The organism is Sphingobium cupriresistens LL01 (assembly GCF_001046645.1).
GTDB classification, from domain to species: domain Bacteria; phylum Pseudomonadota; class Alphaproteobacteria; order Sphingomonadales; family Sphingomonadaceae; genus Sphingobium; species Sphingobium cupriresistens.
Genome location: NZ_KQ130436.1, coordinates 309,822 through 322,920 on the forward strand (window position 1 = coordinate 309,822; position 13,099 = coordinate 322,920).

Sequence of the window (13,099 nt, forward strand, 5' to 3'; positions counted from 1 at the left end):
CCGCGCCGAAAAGCTCGACGCTTCCGCTTCTAAAGGAATGTCGCGATGACAGTCGAAAAATTACCTATCCAATTTGACCGTCGACAGCACCCGCGTTTCGTAACGGCTTTCGAAGCCGAACTGGTCGAAGGTGATGAAGTCCGCATGGTGATCGTCGGCGATATCTCCGCGGGGGGATGCCTATTGGAAGAGGGGCGCGGCTTCAATGTCGGTAGTCGGGTACAGCTTCGCGCCAAAGGGCTGGACATAGCATCGCGCGTCAGTTGGGTGCGCGATGACCTGTGCGGAGTCCGCTTCATGCAGATGGTCGATCCCCTGAAAGTGATTCAGGATAATATGACGACCGTTCCCAGCCTGACGGAGTTGATTGCGAAATTTTCGCAGGACCGCGCCGATGGAGCCAGATTGTCGCGTTGATCCGTGATGCCACATAGAAGCGGACCGACTTAAACCGATCCGCTTGATAACAGTCCCGGTCAACCTTTCGACTTATCCAGATCATAGCTGCCCAAACCAGGCTTGAACGACTTCTCGTCGATGAACTGTCGGGTTGCTTCCTTGCGGCCTTCATTGTCGAAAAAGCCGGCCGCCTCCTGCGCACGCACCAGATAATCTTCAGCATTATCATAGGTCATCTCGCGCACGCGGCGGATGGCCCATTTCGTGCCACGCAGAGCTTCGGCATTCTTGCCCAGCAGCACATTTGCGATTTCCGTCACCCGCGCCTCAAGGCGATCGGTCGGCACCGCTTCGTTGACAAGACCCCATTCCGCCGCCTGCGTCCCGGTCAGGTTTTCCCCCATCATGGCGTGGTACATCGACCGACGGAACCCCGTGAGTTCGGTGATGATCTTGCTCGCGCCGCCACCGGGCAGGATTCCCCAGTTGATTTCCGACAAGCCGAATTGTGCGTCCTCCGCCGCGACAGCCAGATCGCACGCGAAGAGCGGGCCATAGGCTCCGCCAAAGCACCAACCGTTGATCATCGCGATCGTCGGCTTCTGATACCAGCGCAGTCGTTCCCACCAGCCATAAGCCTCGCGCTGGGCCTTACGCGTCGCGTGCAGACCCTGATGTTCATTCTCACGGAAATATTCCTTCAGATCCATGCCGGCCGACCAGGACGTGCCTTCGCCCGTCAGCACCAGCACGCCGACATCCTCCCGAAATTCCAGCTCCTCCAATATGCGCATCATTTGCCGATTGAGCTTGGGACTCATGCAGTTTCGCTTTTCAGGGCGGTTGAACCAGACGGTAGCGATGCGGTTTTCGACTTTGAAGCCGACGGTGTCTTCTTCTCCACGATCAGACATGGCATTCCTTCCCGGATGGACTAAAACTTGCTATGTCAAATAGCATTATATGATTGCTATTGACAATAGCATAATGGAGATTCGATGCGTGATCCGCTTTCCCATCTGCCCGGCTATGCCTTGCGTCGCGCCGCCCATGTCATAATGGTCGATCTCTCCACCCGATTGCAGGCGGTCGATCTGAAATTGTCCGAGGCATCCGTTCTGCTGCTGATCGATGGACGGGATGATATCACCTCGAGCGAGATCGGGCGCATACTCGACATTCAGCGTGCGAACATGGTCCCGCTGCTCAACCGGCTGGATGCGCAAAAGCTGATCCAGCGTCGGCCGCTGGATCGCAAGTCGATGGCGATCACGCTCACTGAGGAGGGAAAGAAACGCCTTGTGCGAACCAAGGCCATCACCCAGGCGTTTGAGACGGACCTCTTGGCGCGCATTCCCCAGGAGCATCGGGATCATTTCGTCCCGGCGCTCAATGCTCTTTGGATGGCGGATAGTTCGACCGCATAAGAGGAAATCGAATATTGGCGCCGCCCGGAAACTATCTGCCATCCGTTCCTTCTGATCAAGTGCAGACTGATCAAGTGCAGATAGCGGCCTGCAACTTCGCGGCCTTTTGGATCGCCCCCAGATCCCCATGCATTGGCAATCATACGAGGGGTTGCGATACTCGGTATCCGCAGGAATATTCCGATGGCCGCCAGGGTTAGGCGGCAGTGGCGTTAGACCCCGGCCTTGTGAAGGAAGCCGAATTTACCGACAGCGACCACCCAATGGCAATCTGATTCGCGTCGCAGGCCGCATCACCAAGCTCAAGGGCTCGACTGGCATCGGCCCGGCGAATGAGCGGCGGCCGGGTCGCAAGCTTGGCTATACCGCCGTCAGTAGGACGACCGACGAGGGACGTGACGTTGCGCTCTATGTTTCCCCGCCTGCCTCCCCTGACACTCTCCGGCGCCATTAAGGCCGGCACGCGCTATACGATGGTGGGCCGTCTTCAAAGCGCCGGAGACAAGGCGAATAATCAGCCTTCGTCCATGTGGCTGTTCAGCTACGATCCGCTTTGACGACGCCGTTGCAGGTGGCAGCGGCGGTCCCTAGAAATGAGGTCAGGCGTCGCAAGCCGTACGATCCTACATGACCATATCTCCCATCCATAGCGCTTCGCCTCAGGTCCACCTGTCAGGGCGCAGCAGCCATGCGCGGGGTTCGATTTTGAAATCGCAGCGACTTGTGCTAAAGCCACTTTGCTGAACGTCGCGTTTTGACGGATATCGGGCCGCTTCGGCTCTCCTTTGTCCCCATATTTGCCTCTAAAAGCCGGGATGCGCGAATTGTCGCGTATGCCCGTAGACCTGTGACAAGGAGACTTCGTTATGATCACCGGAACCGTCAAATTCTTCAATGCCGACAAGGGCTATGGCTTCATCGCTCCCGAAACGGGCGGCGACGATGCGTTCGTGCATATTTCTGCCGTCGAGCGCGCCGGCCTGCGCACGCTCGATAAGGACCAGCGCGTCACCTACGAGCTGGAAAAGGATCAGCGCGGCAAGATGTCGGCAATCAACCTCCAGGCAGCCTGACAAGGGCTTGGCCGGGCGGCTCGGCCGCCCGGCCCCTTTCGGGCTGCATTTAACACAACAGGATATTTCTCTGCATGAAAAGATATAAGGAACCTCAGTTTCAGGAGCGCATCGCTGCGGCCGCGCGCGCCCGAACGGCGGTTCTCGAACAATTGCGCGACAAGCCCCCGGTCGATGAAGCCGCAGCGGCCGAACGCGCCGAACGGCGTCTAGCAAAGGAAGCGGCGGCACGCGAAAAGCGTCAGAACGCCCTTTTGGCGGCTAAAGAAGAGAAGGCCGCCAAAAAAGCGCTGGCCCTCGAAGCCGCAGCGGCAAGCGCCGCACGCCAGAAGCCGGTATTGACCGAAGCCGAACGTAAAGCTGCGCGCGACGCGCGCTATCTCGCCCGGAAGAACCGGGCCTGATCTTGAATAGGCAGGGCGCAGTTCCACCATCAGCGACAGTCCGGGGACAATCTCCCAACGACACGCTCATTGGATGGGTCAAACGCCATCGCCTGCAAACAAAACGCGGCACAAGCCGCGAGGATTTTATATGAATATCATTTCCGAAACCCGTAGCCGCCCGGCCTTCCGCCTGCCCTATGGCAGGTCGGTCAGACGACCCGCCACGCCCGCCGCAGCAACATTGTCGAGTTGCGAATTGAAGCAGATCGTCGCGGCCGTTCTGGGCTGACCAATCGCAGGCTCGCAAACATATCCATTGCGGGCTTCCCAATATTATAAGGAACACCGATGAGCCGAGAAAAAATCCGCCCCTTTTTGATCACTAAGGATGAGGAAGGGAATTTTCGGCTCACGGTTCGCGAAACCCGTTATAATTCGCAGGGTTATCCGCTCGTAACATCTCAGTTACAAGATGAAGTGTTCAAATCGGCAGCAGCCGTGCGCAACTTTGCGCGAGATACGTTCAAGGCTCAACCTGGACAATATGCCACGCAATAAAGGCGCATGAAGCCAATAAAGGGGCATGTTTTTTGGCCATAACTGCTGAAGTTGCAACAGTGCCGGTTGAACTGATCGACACGGCCGATCTTCCTGATGGCGGGACATTGCGCCTGTTGCGCCGGGGCGACGATTATTCGATCCGCTTCCGCGACACGGAGTTGATGGGCAACCAAGTCCGTCAGTCCGAAGAGGCGCTGGCCGTCTTGACATGCGAGCGGCTGACGCAGAGCGACAGCCGCATCCTCATCGGCGGGTTGGGCATGGGCTTCACGCTGGGCGCTGCGCTCAAATCCCTTCCCACAACCGCCGCGGTTACGGTGTCCGAGCTACTCCCCGCGATCGTAGAATGGGCGAAAGGACCGCTGGCCCACCTGTTCCATGATTATTTGACCGACGACAGGGTGTGCCTGACAATGGGCGACGTCCATGACGCCATCGTCAAGGAGACGGTCGGCTATGACGCGATCCTGCTGGATGTCGATAATGGTCCCGATGGGTTGATCCACATTGCCAATGAGCGCCTCTATTGCAATTGGGGGCTGCGCGCAGCACACGCGGCCCTGCGGCCAAAGGGGATACTCGCTATATGGTCGGCTTATCCAGACGATGATTTCGTCGATCGACTTGAACGCGCCCGTTTCCATGTCGAAGAGGTTGACGTGCCGGTCGTGATCGATGGAGAAGCCGCCACCCATATTATCTGGTTTGCAACCCGGAACCAATGACGATCAAGGTGCAGCCATCAAGGCAGACATGCTGACGTTCAACGAAGCGGCTCCAAATGCGCGTCCGTCGCAGGATGCGATCAACAAAATTCATCACCGCCAGTTCAGGTGTTCAGCGTGCCAAGCCGGCGCTGAAGATTTCGCCTGCATACACTTATCCACCGGCATAACGATCACGCGCGCGCGGCGGTGATGATGATTTCGACCTTATAGTCGGCGGTCGCCAGCCTGGCTTCGCCGGTGGCGCGGGCCGGGGCGTCGACGTCGGCGATCCAGGCGTCCCAAACGCTGTTCATTTCGGTGAAATCGGTCATGTCGGCCAGCCAGATGGTCGCACGCAAGATATGCGCCTTGCTGCTGCCGGCGAGGGCCAGCAGGCGGTCGATCTCGTCCAGCGCGAACTGGGTCTGGGCGGTCACGCTGTCGCCTTCCCCGACCTGGCCAGCCAGATAGACGGTGTCGCCATGGATGACCGCTTCGCTCATGCGCGGGCCGGTTTCGATGCGGGTGATGGTCATGCTATGTCTCCTTGCCTCAGTGCCGGTAGCGCGAGAGCGCCAGGTCGGCGGTTTCGATGTCCGGCCTGGCCCCGCTGATGATGTCGGCGATCACCCGACCTGATCCGCAGGCCATGGTCCAGCCCAGCGTGCCGTGGCCGGTGTTGAGGAACAGATTGTCGATCGTCGTCGCACCCACCACCGGGGTCGAGTCCGGCGTCATCGGCCGCAGTCCGCTCCAGAATGTCGCGCGTGAGAGGTCGCCAGCGCCGGGGAACAGCGTATTGACACTATGGTCCAGCGTGTCGCGGCGCGCCTGCGGCAGATCGTTGGTATAGCCCGACAGTTCGGCCATGCCGCCCACGCGGATGCGGTCGCCCAGCCGGGTGATCGCCACCTTGTAGCTTTCGTCGAGCAGGGTCGACACCGGTGCGGCGTCCGGCTGCACGATCGGCACGGTGATCGAATAGCCCTTCACTGGATAGACCGGCAGGCGCAGGCCGAGCGGCGCGACCAGCAAGGGCGAGAAGCTGCCCATCGCGACCAGATAAGCGTCGCCGCTGACCATGCCATGATCGGTGACGACATGGCGGATGCGGCCGGCGCCCGTCGCCAGCGCCTGAATATTGCGGCCCAGCAGGAATTGCACGCCCCGCGCCCTGGCCATGTCCGCCAGCGCATTGGTGAATTTGAAGCAATCGCCGGTTTCGTCATTGGGCAGGCGCAGCCCGCCGACGATCGGCGACCCGCTGGCCGCCAGCCCCGGTTCGGCGGCCAGGCAACCGGCGCGGTCCAGCACTTCGAACGGGACGTTGTCGGCGCGCAGCACCTCGATATCCTTGGCGATGCCGTCGAGTTGCTTTTGTTCCCGAAATAGCTGGAGCGTGCCTCGGCTGCGTTCGTCATAGGCGATGCCGGTTTCCGCGCGCAGCGCGATCAGCCGGTCGCGGCTATATTCCGCCAGCCGGACCATGCGCCCCTTGTTGATGCGATAATCCCGCGCGTTGCAGTTGCCGAGCATCGCGACAATCCAACGCAGCATCGCCATGTCCACATTGGGCCGCAGGATCAGCGGCGCATGGCGCATGAACAGCCAGCGCAGCGCCTTGGCCGGGATGCCGGGCGCCGCCCAGGGCGAGGCGTAACCGGGGGAAATCTCGCCCGCATTGGCGAAGCTGGTTTCCTGCGCCACGCCGGCCTGGCGATCGACGACGACCACCTCATGCCCCGCCTGCGCCAGATACCAGGCGGATGTGACGCCGATCACGCCGCCACCCAATATGACGATCTTCATGCCTTGCCGCTCCTCTGGTCAGCAGCGGCGGACGGCGCGGGCAGGTAGCTGCGCGCGTAGCGGTGGCCGAGCCGGGTCAATATCTCGTAGCTGATCGTGCCCGCCTGCGCGGCGACTGCATCGATCGTCTGGTGCGGCCCGATCAGTTCCACCGGTGCGCCGGAATAGAGCAAATAATCGGCGATGTCGGTCACGTCGATCGCCATGCTATCCATCGACACCCGCCCGACGATCGGTGCGCGGACGCCGCCGATATAGGCGCTGCCGCGACCGCTGAGATGACGGGGCCAGCCGTCGGCATAACCGACCGAAATGGTCGCGATGTGCGACGGACGATCGCAACGGTGGGTCAGGCCATAGCCGACGCCCGCACCCGCCGGCACGGTGCGCAGTTGAAGGATATGGGCGTCGAGCGCGATGACGGCCCGCATCGGATTGGGATCGCCATGCGGCGCGCCGCCATAGAGCGCGATGCCGGCGCGGACCAGATCGCCATGCCGCACGCCCGTCGCCATCGCCCCGCCCGAATTGTCGAGCGACCGCGGTACGCCGGGAAACTGGTCGGCGATCGCGTCGAACCTGTGCCGCTGATCTCGATTGAAGGCGTCGTCCGGCTGATCGGCGCAGGCAAGATGGCTCATGATCAGTTGCAGGTCGATGCCGTCCAGCAAGTGCGGCTGATCGCGCAGGATCGCCAGTTCGCCCGGCGTCAGGCCGAGGCGCGACATGCCGGTATCGACCTGGATAACGCCGGGCAGCCTGCGTACCAGTGTCCGGGCGGTGTGCGCCCAGCCATCGATCTGCGCCAGCGAATTGAGCACCGGCACGGCACCGAGCGCGGCACAGGCAGCTTCGGCGCCGGGCGGCAATCCATTGAGGACATAAAGCGGAACATCCGCCGGCAGATGCGGCTTCAACGCCGCCGCCTCGCACAGATGCGCCACGAAGAAGTGGCGGCACCCCGCCCGCAGCAGGGCATGCGACACCGGAACCGCGCCCAGGCCATAAGCGTCCGCCTTCACCACGCCGGCCACGCTGGCGGGCGCGACCTGACGCACAATCAATGCATAATTGGCCACCAAAGCGCCCAGATCGATGCGCAGGGTCGCCGCCGTCCCACCGTCCATGCCATATCCTTTCGACGAGACCATAGTAGATCACGTTTCTTCGAATATCCATTTTATATGCAGGACATTATTCGAACATTTTGGCATGAAGTAATGAATCTTCCGTTGGATTCGAACGAATGACCGCCACCCTGGATAATAGCGATCGCGCCATATTGCGCTTGTTGAAACTCGACGCCCGACGTTCCAATGCGGACATCGCCGCAAAGGTTGGCCTGTCTCCGTCCGCCTGCCACCGGCGCATCAAACAGTTGGAGGCCGGTGGTTATATTCGCGGCTATACGCTCGTCGCTGGCGGGCGCGACGAAACCGCCATGGTCAATGTGCTGGTCCAGGTGACGCTGGACCGGCAGACCGACGATTTTCTCGCCCGGTTCGAACATGCGGTACGGCAATGTCCCGAAATCCGCGAATGTTTCCTGATGACCGGGGCGGTCGATTATTGGTTGCGGGTGGAGGCGGACAGCGTCGACGCCTATGAGCGCATCCACGGCGAAATCCTGTCGCGGATGCCCGGCGTGACGCGGATCAACTCCAGCATCGCCATGCGCGACGCACTGCGACCACGACGCGCCAAGAAATAATGTTGCGGCGACCTGTGAGGTCATCTGAAAGCTTCGAACATAGTACCACTCGTTGCCCCACTGCGCATCCGGCATGACATAACCCCGGCCGGGTTTCAGCCATTTAGGTTCGATCTTGACCGTGAAGTCGCGTGCGGGCCGCGCCTGGGTCCGGCCGCTCTCGATTGGTTGGCCGTCCGGCTTTTACGCGAAATACCGGCTGACCGGGATTTTCGATCCATAGGGCCACCTCAGCGCGCGCGGTCAGATCACCGCTGGCGACACCATCATTGAAGCGGACAATGATCTTTTCGGCCGGGTTGGCGGCCACCGGGGACCAGGCGGCGGCGCCGATCAGACCCAGCGCAGAGCGACGATCACGGCTCGTTTCGCACCGCCAAAGGGCAAGCTCGCCGAAATGCCGTAAAAACCCGGTTCGCCAAAGATGAAGGTCGGCATTCCGAGCGGGTCGCCTGTATTGCCGTGATCCTTGATATATTATTTGTGGATTTTGGTCGTGAACCCGCCGCGCGAGCGGCCGGGGGCTTGACCACTTTGCTGCCTTTTGCGTCCGCTGCCGACACAGGGGCGCACACGGTCGTAGAATCGAACATCTGCATCCGATGCGCTGACGGACTCATCGAAGCCAGCGTGTCGAAAAGGGGGCGAACATGTCGGCCTTGCTCAACCGGTCGAACCGCGTCCACACGCTGTTCCAGTGGCCGTAATCCTTGGGAAGCGACCGCCAACGCACATTCTCCACTGTGAAGAAATGCAGTGCCTCCAGAAAGCGCCGGTCGTCCGCCTTGCGTCCCCGGCGCGGCAAGCACGCCCGGAATAGCAGCAGCGCGTGCTCCCACTCTTCCTCATCCATCCGTGTCGACAACCATTCCGACCTCCCTGATAGTCGGAAGCCTATGAATCAGAACGGATTCATTTTAGGAATTGGAAATTTTCCATACCGACAAATTCGTCCATATTGCCTAGGCTAATGATCTCGGTGCCGGACTTGCCTACAATGGAACATGACGCTGGCCAATGGAATCCGGAACCGGGAAGCGGCGCTCCGTTGTTCCAGCGAGTGACCGCCACATCGGACTGGCCTACACCCGTCAACCGATCGACAACCCCTCCATTCGCGCCTTTTCGTCATCCGTCAAAGCTTTCGGGCGCCCGTCGATAGCCTTTACCATCACGGCCTCGCCAAGCGCAAAGCAGACGTCATGCTGAAAGGCGGCCTGGGCAATGATATAGGAACTGCCGCCAATTCGCGTGAGTCCGGTCGCGATCTCGACTGTTCCGGGATAATGGGCCTGTTTGATGAAATCGATCGTGACGGTTGCGAACAGGAGTTGCAGCCCGCCGGGAGGATCGATCATGCAGTCCTCCCCAAATACCGTCATGTTGAGGTCGGCGCGCCCTTCCTCCAGATAGCGACCGGTCGCGCCGTTGTTGAGATGGCGAAAAGCATCCATGTCCGAATAAAGGATACGGGTGGTAAAGCGCATCGGATAACGGTCGCGAAGCAGGCGCGCGGGATCATCCTTCAGGCCCATGGCTTATCTTCCCCGCCAGTTGTAGTTTGGATGGTAGCCGATCAGTTCACCTGCTCGCGCCGAGGACAGGAAGGAGACATTGCCGTCAAATCCGTCCCTAATCGGCGTATCAGGGAAATAGCGCGCAGCCAGCTCGCCGCTTGGCACGCTCACCACGGAATTCGCCGCCGCGATGATCATCCGCTGATGACCTGACAATGGGGCCTCCACCGCCAGTCGGCACGCCTCACCGCAGTCGCGCGCGTCGACATAGGCCCAAAGATTGAGCTTTCGTGCCTCCGGCCGCGCTTCGATCGCGTCGCGCGCGGCATAATCCGCTGCATCGAATACATTGGAAAAGCGCAGCGACGCGATCGCCATCGCTGGATGCCAGCGCACGAATTGATCGGCCATCGTCTCGCCCAGATGTTTGGACAGAGAATAAGACCAGTTGGGAAGGTCGGGGGCATCTTCGTCCAGCGGCAGATAGGCGGGCGGCGTGGTGAAGGGCAGGCCCAGTACCGTTTCGCTTGACGCCCATATCACGCGATGAATGTCCAGACGGGCGCAGGCGGAAAAGACATTATAGGTCGAGAGCGTATTGACCTGGAATATATCTGCGTCGCTGGCGAGGCCTGGCATGGGGATGCCCGCCAGATGCACGATCGCGTCTGGCTTTGCCATGGTATCGACGCCGGAAAAAGCGCCCATCACCTGCCCGAAGTCGGCGCAATCGACCTTGACCGTGCGAACCCCGTCGATGGTTCCGCCTTTGAGGTCGAGGCCAACAACCCTGTGGCCTGCCGCCTTGAGCGCCCGCACGGCTTCGCGACCGATCTTCCCCGCGCTGCCTGTTACCATTACTTGCATGGTCAATTACCTCCCTTCTCAACAGCCGAAGGCGACGTCAGCCGCCCCCGGAAGGCGCCAGAAAAAGCCAGCCCGACGACGACATGCGGGACATAGGGAGCCTCCAGCGCTTTGATCTCCGCGTCGTCAAGGACCAGATCCAACGCCGCAATGGCGTCGTTCAGATGCTCCGCCCTGGATGCGCCGATGATCGGCGCGGTAATGCCGGGCTTCGCCAGCAACCAGGCGAGCGCGACCTGGGCCGGGGCGACTCCCCGGTTTCGGGCCAGTGCCAGCACCGCGTCCACCACCTGCCGATCCTGCTCCTCGGTCTTACCGAAAAGATGTTGCGCGAACTGGTCGGTTTGCGACCGCGTCGTGGCGGCCTCCCACGGGCGGGTCAACTTGCCGCGCGCAAGCGGGCTCCAGGGGATGACGCCAACCCCCTGGTCGATGCACAGCGGGATCATCTCCCTTTCCTCCTCGCGATAGAGCAGGTTGACCTCCGGCTGCATCGACACGAACCGGGTCCACCCATGCGACTGCGCGACATGCTGCGCCTTGGCAAATTGCCACGCCCACATCGACGATGCGCCGATATAACGGGCCTTGCCGGCCTTTACGATGTCGTGCAACGCCTCCATCGTTTCTTCGATCGGTGTATCGTCGTCCCAGCGATGAATCTGGTACAAGTCGATATAGTCAGTGCCCAATCGGCGCAGGCTGTCATCCACCGCCTGAAACAAGGCCTTGCGGCTCAGCCCACCGGCATTGGGCGCATTGCGCCAGGGGATATAGGCCTTGGTCGCGATCACCACTTCATCACGGCGGGCCATCGCCTTCAACGCCCGGCCGACATATTCTTCCGACGTCCCTGCTGAATAGCCATTGGCGGTATCGAAGAAATTGATCCCTGCCTCCAATGCGGCGCGGAAAAAGGGGCGGCTCGCATCCTCATCCAGCGTCCAGGCATGATCCGTGCTGGCAACGCCGTCTCCCGTTGCGCCATAGGTCATGCAGCCGAGGCAAAGGCGGGAAACCTTGAGCCCGGTATTGCCGAGATTGATATAGCGCATGGCATTCCTCTCAACCGAATCCGTTAATGGAATAACTAGACCATATTCTTGTATCTGGTCTAGTCTTTGTATATTCAGTCACCATGAATGCAGCGCCCCGCCCCGCCACTATCCTGCGGCTCGACCAGATTGTTGAAGCGACGCGCATCCTTTTCGTGCGACACGGCTATCGGCGCACGTCGATGGACGATATTGCGCGCGAAGCGGGCGTCGCCAAGGCTACGCTCTACCTGCATTTCAGCGGCAAGGTGGCGATCTTCGCGATGATGCTCGATCGCTGCCAGGCCGAAGTGGAGAGCCGCGCCGTCGCGGCGGAAACCAGTGATGCGCCCTTGCCGCAACGCTTGCGCGCCTTGCTCTACGCCTATTTTGGCGTGGCGCTGGAATGGTTCGGCGACGCCGAACATCTGGGCGAACTCAAGGCTTTTGTGGCGGCGCATCCCGACCACTTCACCCATGGAGGACCGCGCCCCCGTGCGCGCATCCAGGCGATGCTGGACCGGGCAGAAGCCGCAGGGGATATCGCCTTTGCCGGCAAGGGCGTCTCTACCGCCCAAGTCGCGAGCGTTCTCATCCATGCTGCCCGTGGCGCCAAGCAGGGGAAAGCGCCTACGGCCGAAACATTCCGCCGTCGGATCGGCTACGCAGTCGCATTGGCTCTGGCCGCTGGGGGCTGACCGCCTAGAGGTCGCGCACGATTAGCCATTTGGGCAGCGTGCGGCTGGGCCGGACAGCGATGATCAAGACGCCGCCCACTGCGAGCAACGCACCGACAATTAGGCGCCATCCAATCGGATCCCCGGTGATGAAAGCACCAAAGATAATGGGGTGACTGCACGAAAGTGACTTATCTGCACGCTAAGAGCGAACGGACCGGGAACGCTGGGACTTTGTGTTCTTCTCCGTGGCTTCGAGGGCTTTGTAGAGGGCGGTTTTGCCGATCTTGAGGCGCGCGGCGGCCTCGCGAACTGTGAGGCCGGAAGCGATATGTTCGCGCGCCTTGCGGAGCTTGTCAGGTGTGACCACTGGCCGCCGCCCACCGGGGCGACCTCGCTCGCGAGCGGCCTTGAGGCCTGCATGGGTGCGCTCCCGGATCAGATCGCGCTCAAACTGGGCAAGCGAGCCGAAGATGTTGAACACCAGCATCCCGCCCGAAGTGGTGGTGTCGATGTTCTCGGTGAGCGAGCGGAACCCGATACCTCGCGTCGCTAGCTCGCCGACCTTCTCAATCAGATGGCTCATCGAGCGCCCAAGACGGTCGAGTTTCCAAACCACCAGCGTGTCGCCGCTGCGCAGATAGGCGAGCGCCTCGGCCAGGCCGGGCCGATCGGCTTTTGCACCAGATGCGTGATCGTCGAATATCCGGTCGCACCCGGCCGCGTTCAGCGCGTCGAGCTGGAGTGAGAGCTTCTGGTCTGCCGTCGAGACGCGCGCATAGCCGATCAACGCCACATGCAGCCCAATCCTGTCCGTTTTCCCATCATTATCTGATCTTGTCCGAATCGCCGTTATAGGTCCAGAGTTAACGGACATATTCCTGCTGGCCGCCAGAGGACCGTCTGACGGACAAGGACGCGGAAGGAGATA

Annotated in this window: 18 protein-coding genes; 9 read left to right on the forward strand and 9 right to left on the reverse strand. The window is 60.9% G+C overall.

Features of this window, described 5'->3' with window-relative positions:
- The first annotated feature begins 45 nt into the window (after positions 1-45).
- Entirely contained in the window at positions 46-417 is a 372-nt protein-coding gene (locus tag V473_RS17960) for a PilZ domain-containing protein (RefSeq protein WP_066608255.1), read from the forward strand.
- A 59-nt stretch (positions 418-476) separates the two neighbouring features.
- Here V473_RS17960 and V473_RS17965 read toward each other — a convergent pair whose 3' ends face one another.
- Positions 477-1,313 (reverse strand): p-hydroxycinnamoyl CoA hydratase/lyase, encoded by an 837-nt coding sequence (locus V473_RS17965; protein ID WP_066608258.1) that lies wholly within the window; start codon positions 1,311-1,313, stop codon positions 477-479.
- Positions 1,314-1,397: 84 nt separating this feature from the next.
- Here V473_RS17965 and V473_RS17970 point away from each other — a divergent pair, with 84 nt between their 5' ends.
- From V473_RS17970 to V473_RS17985, 6 genes are all read left to right on the forward strand, one after another.
- On the forward strand, positions 1,398-1,826 hold the full coding sequence (locus V473_RS17970; protein ID WP_066608260.1) for a MarR family winged helix-turn-helix transcriptional regulator: 429 nt from the start codon (positions 1,398-1,400) through the stop codon (positions 1,824-1,826).
- 866 nt (positions 1,827-2,692) lie between these two features.
- A complete protein-coding gene (locus V473_RS17975) occupies positions 2,693-2,899 on the forward strand; it encodes a cold-shock protein (protein ID WP_066608262.1) in 207 nt (68 codons plus the stop codon).
- A 74-nt stretch (positions 2,900-2,973) separates the two neighbouring features.
- Positions 2,974-3,303 (forward strand): DUF6481 family protein, encoded by a 330-nt coding sequence (locus V473_RS17980; protein ID WP_066608265.1) that lies wholly within the window; start codon positions 2,974-2,976, stop codon positions 3,301-3,303.
- Between the two features lie 130 nt (positions 3,304-3,433).
- Positions 3,434-3,574, forward strand: coding sequence for a hypothetical protein (locus V473_RS24175; RefSeq protein WP_165363663.1), 141 nt, complete (start codon positions 3,434-3,436; stop codon positions 3,572-3,574).
- 59 nt (positions 3,575-3,633) lie between these two features.
- Positions 3,634-3,843, forward strand: coding sequence for a hypothetical protein (locus V473_RS23070; RefSeq protein ID WP_082679199.1), 210 nt, complete (start codon positions 3,634-3,636; stop codon positions 3,841-3,843).
- A 32-nt stretch (positions 3,844-3,875) separates the two neighbouring features.
- The gene (locus tag V473_RS17985) at positions 3,876-4,571 is read left to right on the forward strand and encodes a spermidine synthase family protein (RefSeq protein ID WP_244884477.1); all 696 of its coding nucleotides are present in this window, start codon (positions 3,876-3,878) and stop codon (positions 4,569-4,571) included.
- 173 nt (positions 4,572-4,744) lie between these two features.
- Here the strand turns inward: V473_RS17985 and V473_RS17990 are convergent, their stop codons facing one another.
- From V473_RS17990 to alr, 3 genes are read right to left on the reverse strand one after another with little or no spacing between them, the layout of a single operon-like run.
- Positions 4,745-5,089 (reverse strand): RidA family protein, encoded by a 345-nt coding sequence (locus tag V473_RS17990; RefSeq protein ID WP_066608275.1) that lies wholly within the window; start codon positions 5,087-5,089, stop codon positions 4,745-4,747.
- 16 nt (positions 5,090-5,105) lie between these two features.
- The gene (locus tag V473_RS17995) at positions 5,106-6,362 is read right to left on the reverse strand and encodes a D-amino acid dehydrogenase (RefSeq protein WP_066608276.1); all 1,257 of its coding nucleotides are present in this window, start codon (positions 6,360-6,362) and stop codon (positions 5,106-5,108) included.
- Positions 6,359-7,489, reverse strand: coding sequence for an alanine racemase (gene alr, locus V473_RS18000; protein WP_066608776.1), 1,131 nt, complete (start codon positions 7,487-7,489; stop codon positions 6,359-6,361). Before alr ends, V473_RS17995 begins: the two co-directional genes overlap by 4 nt.
- A 119-nt stretch (positions 7,490-7,608) precedes the next feature.
- On the opposite strand from alr, the gene V473_RS18005 reads away from it, so the two are divergent.
- Positions 7,609-8,073, forward strand: a complete 465-nt coding sequence (locus tag V473_RS18005; RefSeq protein WP_066608283.1) for an Lrp/AsnC family transcriptional regulator — start codon at positions 7,609-7,611, stop codon at positions 8,071-8,073.
- Positions 8,074-8,689: 616 nt separating this feature from the next.
- Here the strand turns inward: V473_RS18005 and V473_RS18010 are convergent.
- The 4 genes from V473_RS18010 to V473_RS18025 all read right to left on the reverse strand — a co-directional run bounded on the left by V473_RS18010 (position 8,690) and on the right by V473_RS18025 (position 11,512).
- Positions 8,690-8,938, reverse strand: a complete 249-nt coding sequence (locus V473_RS18010) for a transposase (protein WP_148648442.1) — start codon at positions 8,936-8,938, stop codon at positions 8,690-8,692.
- Positions 8,939-9,164: 226 nt separating this feature from the next.
- Entirely contained in the window at positions 9,165-9,608 is a 444-nt protein-coding gene (locus V473_RS18015; RefSeq protein ID WP_066608285.1) for an acyl-CoA thioesterase, read from the reverse strand.
- A gap of 3 nt (positions 9,609-9,611) precedes the next feature.
- Positions 9,612-10,457 (reverse strand): NAD-dependent epimerase/dehydratase family protein, encoded by an 846-nt coding sequence (locus V473_RS18020; RefSeq protein ID WP_066608287.1) that lies wholly within the window; start codon positions 10,455-10,457, stop codon positions 9,612-9,614.
- Between the two features lie 2 nt (positions 10,458-10,459).
- Positions 10,460-11,512, reverse strand: a complete 1,053-nt coding sequence (locus tag V473_RS18025; protein WP_082679200.1) for an aldo/keto reductase — start codon at positions 11,510-11,512, stop codon at positions 10,460-10,462.
- Positions 11,513-11,595: 83 nt separating this feature from the next.
- On the opposite strand from V473_RS18025, the gene V473_RS18030 reads away from it, so the two are divergent.
- Entirely contained in the window at positions 11,596-12,189 is a 594-nt protein-coding gene (locus V473_RS18030; RefSeq protein ID WP_066608289.1) for a TetR/AcrR family transcriptional regulator, read from the forward strand.
- 181 nt (positions 12,190-12,370) lie between these two features.
- On the opposite strand, the gene V473_RS18035 is transcribed toward V473_RS18030, so the two are convergent.
- Positions 12,371-12,964: a recombinase family protein gene (locus V473_RS18035; protein ID WP_013039114.1), complete on the reverse strand. Its 594-nt coding sequence runs from the start codon at positions 12,962-12,964 to the stop codon at positions 12,371-12,373.
- Positions 12,965-13,099: the final 135 nt, after the last annotated feature.

Coding starts and splice junctions, on each gene's coding strand:
- V473_RS17960 (WP_066608255.1), top strand. CDS start 46: ATGACAGTCGAAAAATTACCTATCCAATTTGACCGTCGACAGCACCCG.
- V473_RS17965 (WP_066608258.1), bottom strand. CDS start 1,313: ATGTCTGATCGTGGAGAAGAAGACACCGTCGGCTTCAAAGTCGAAAAC.
- V473_RS17970 (WP_066608260.1), top strand. CDS start 1,398: ATGCGTGATCCGCTTTCCCATCTGCCCGGCTATGCCTTGCGTCGCGCC.
- V473_RS17975 (WP_066608262.1), top strand. CDS start 2,693: ATGATCACCGGAACCGTCAAATTCTTCAATGCCGACAAGGGCTATGGC.
- V473_RS17980 (WP_066608265.1), top strand. CDS start 2,974: ATGAAAAGATATAAGGAACCTCAGTTTCAGGAGCGCATCGCTGCGGCC.
- V473_RS24175 (WP_165363663.1), top strand. CDS start 3,434: ATGAATATCATTTCCGAAACCCGTAGCCGCCCGGCCTTCCGCCTGCCC.
- V473_RS23070 (WP_082679199.1), top strand. CDS start 3,634: ATGAGCCGAGAAAAAATCCGCCCCTTTTTGATCACTAAGGATGAGGAA.
- V473_RS17990 (WP_066608275.1), bottom strand. CDS start 5,089: ATGACCATCACCCGCATCGAAACCGGCCCGCGCATGAGCGAAGCGGTC.
- V473_RS17995 (WP_066608276.1), bottom strand. CDS start 6,362: ATGAAGATCGTCATATTGGGTGGCGGCGTGATCGGCGTCACATCCGCC.
- alr (WP_066608776.1), bottom strand. CDS start 7,489: ATGGACGGTGGGACGGCGGCGACCCTGCGCATCGATCTGGGCGCTTTG.
- V473_RS18005 (WP_066608283.1), top strand. CDS start 7,609: ATGACCGCCACCCTGGATAATAGCGATCGCGCCATATTGCGCTTGTTG.
- V473_RS18015 (WP_066608285.1), bottom strand. CDS start 9,608: ATGGGCCTGAAGGATGATCCCGCGCGCCTGCTTCGCGACCGTTATCCG.
- V473_RS18020 (WP_066608287.1), bottom strand. CDS start 10,457: ATGCAAGTAATGGTAACAGGCAGCGCGGGGAAGATCGGTCGCGAAGCC.
- V473_RS18025 (WP_082679200.1), bottom strand. CDS start 11,512: ATGCGCTATATCAATCTCGGCAATACCGGGCTCAAGGTTTCCCGCCTT.
- V473_RS18030 (WP_066608289.1), top strand. CDS start 11,596: ATGAATGCAGCGCCCCGCCCCGCCACTATCCTGCGGCTCGACCAGATT.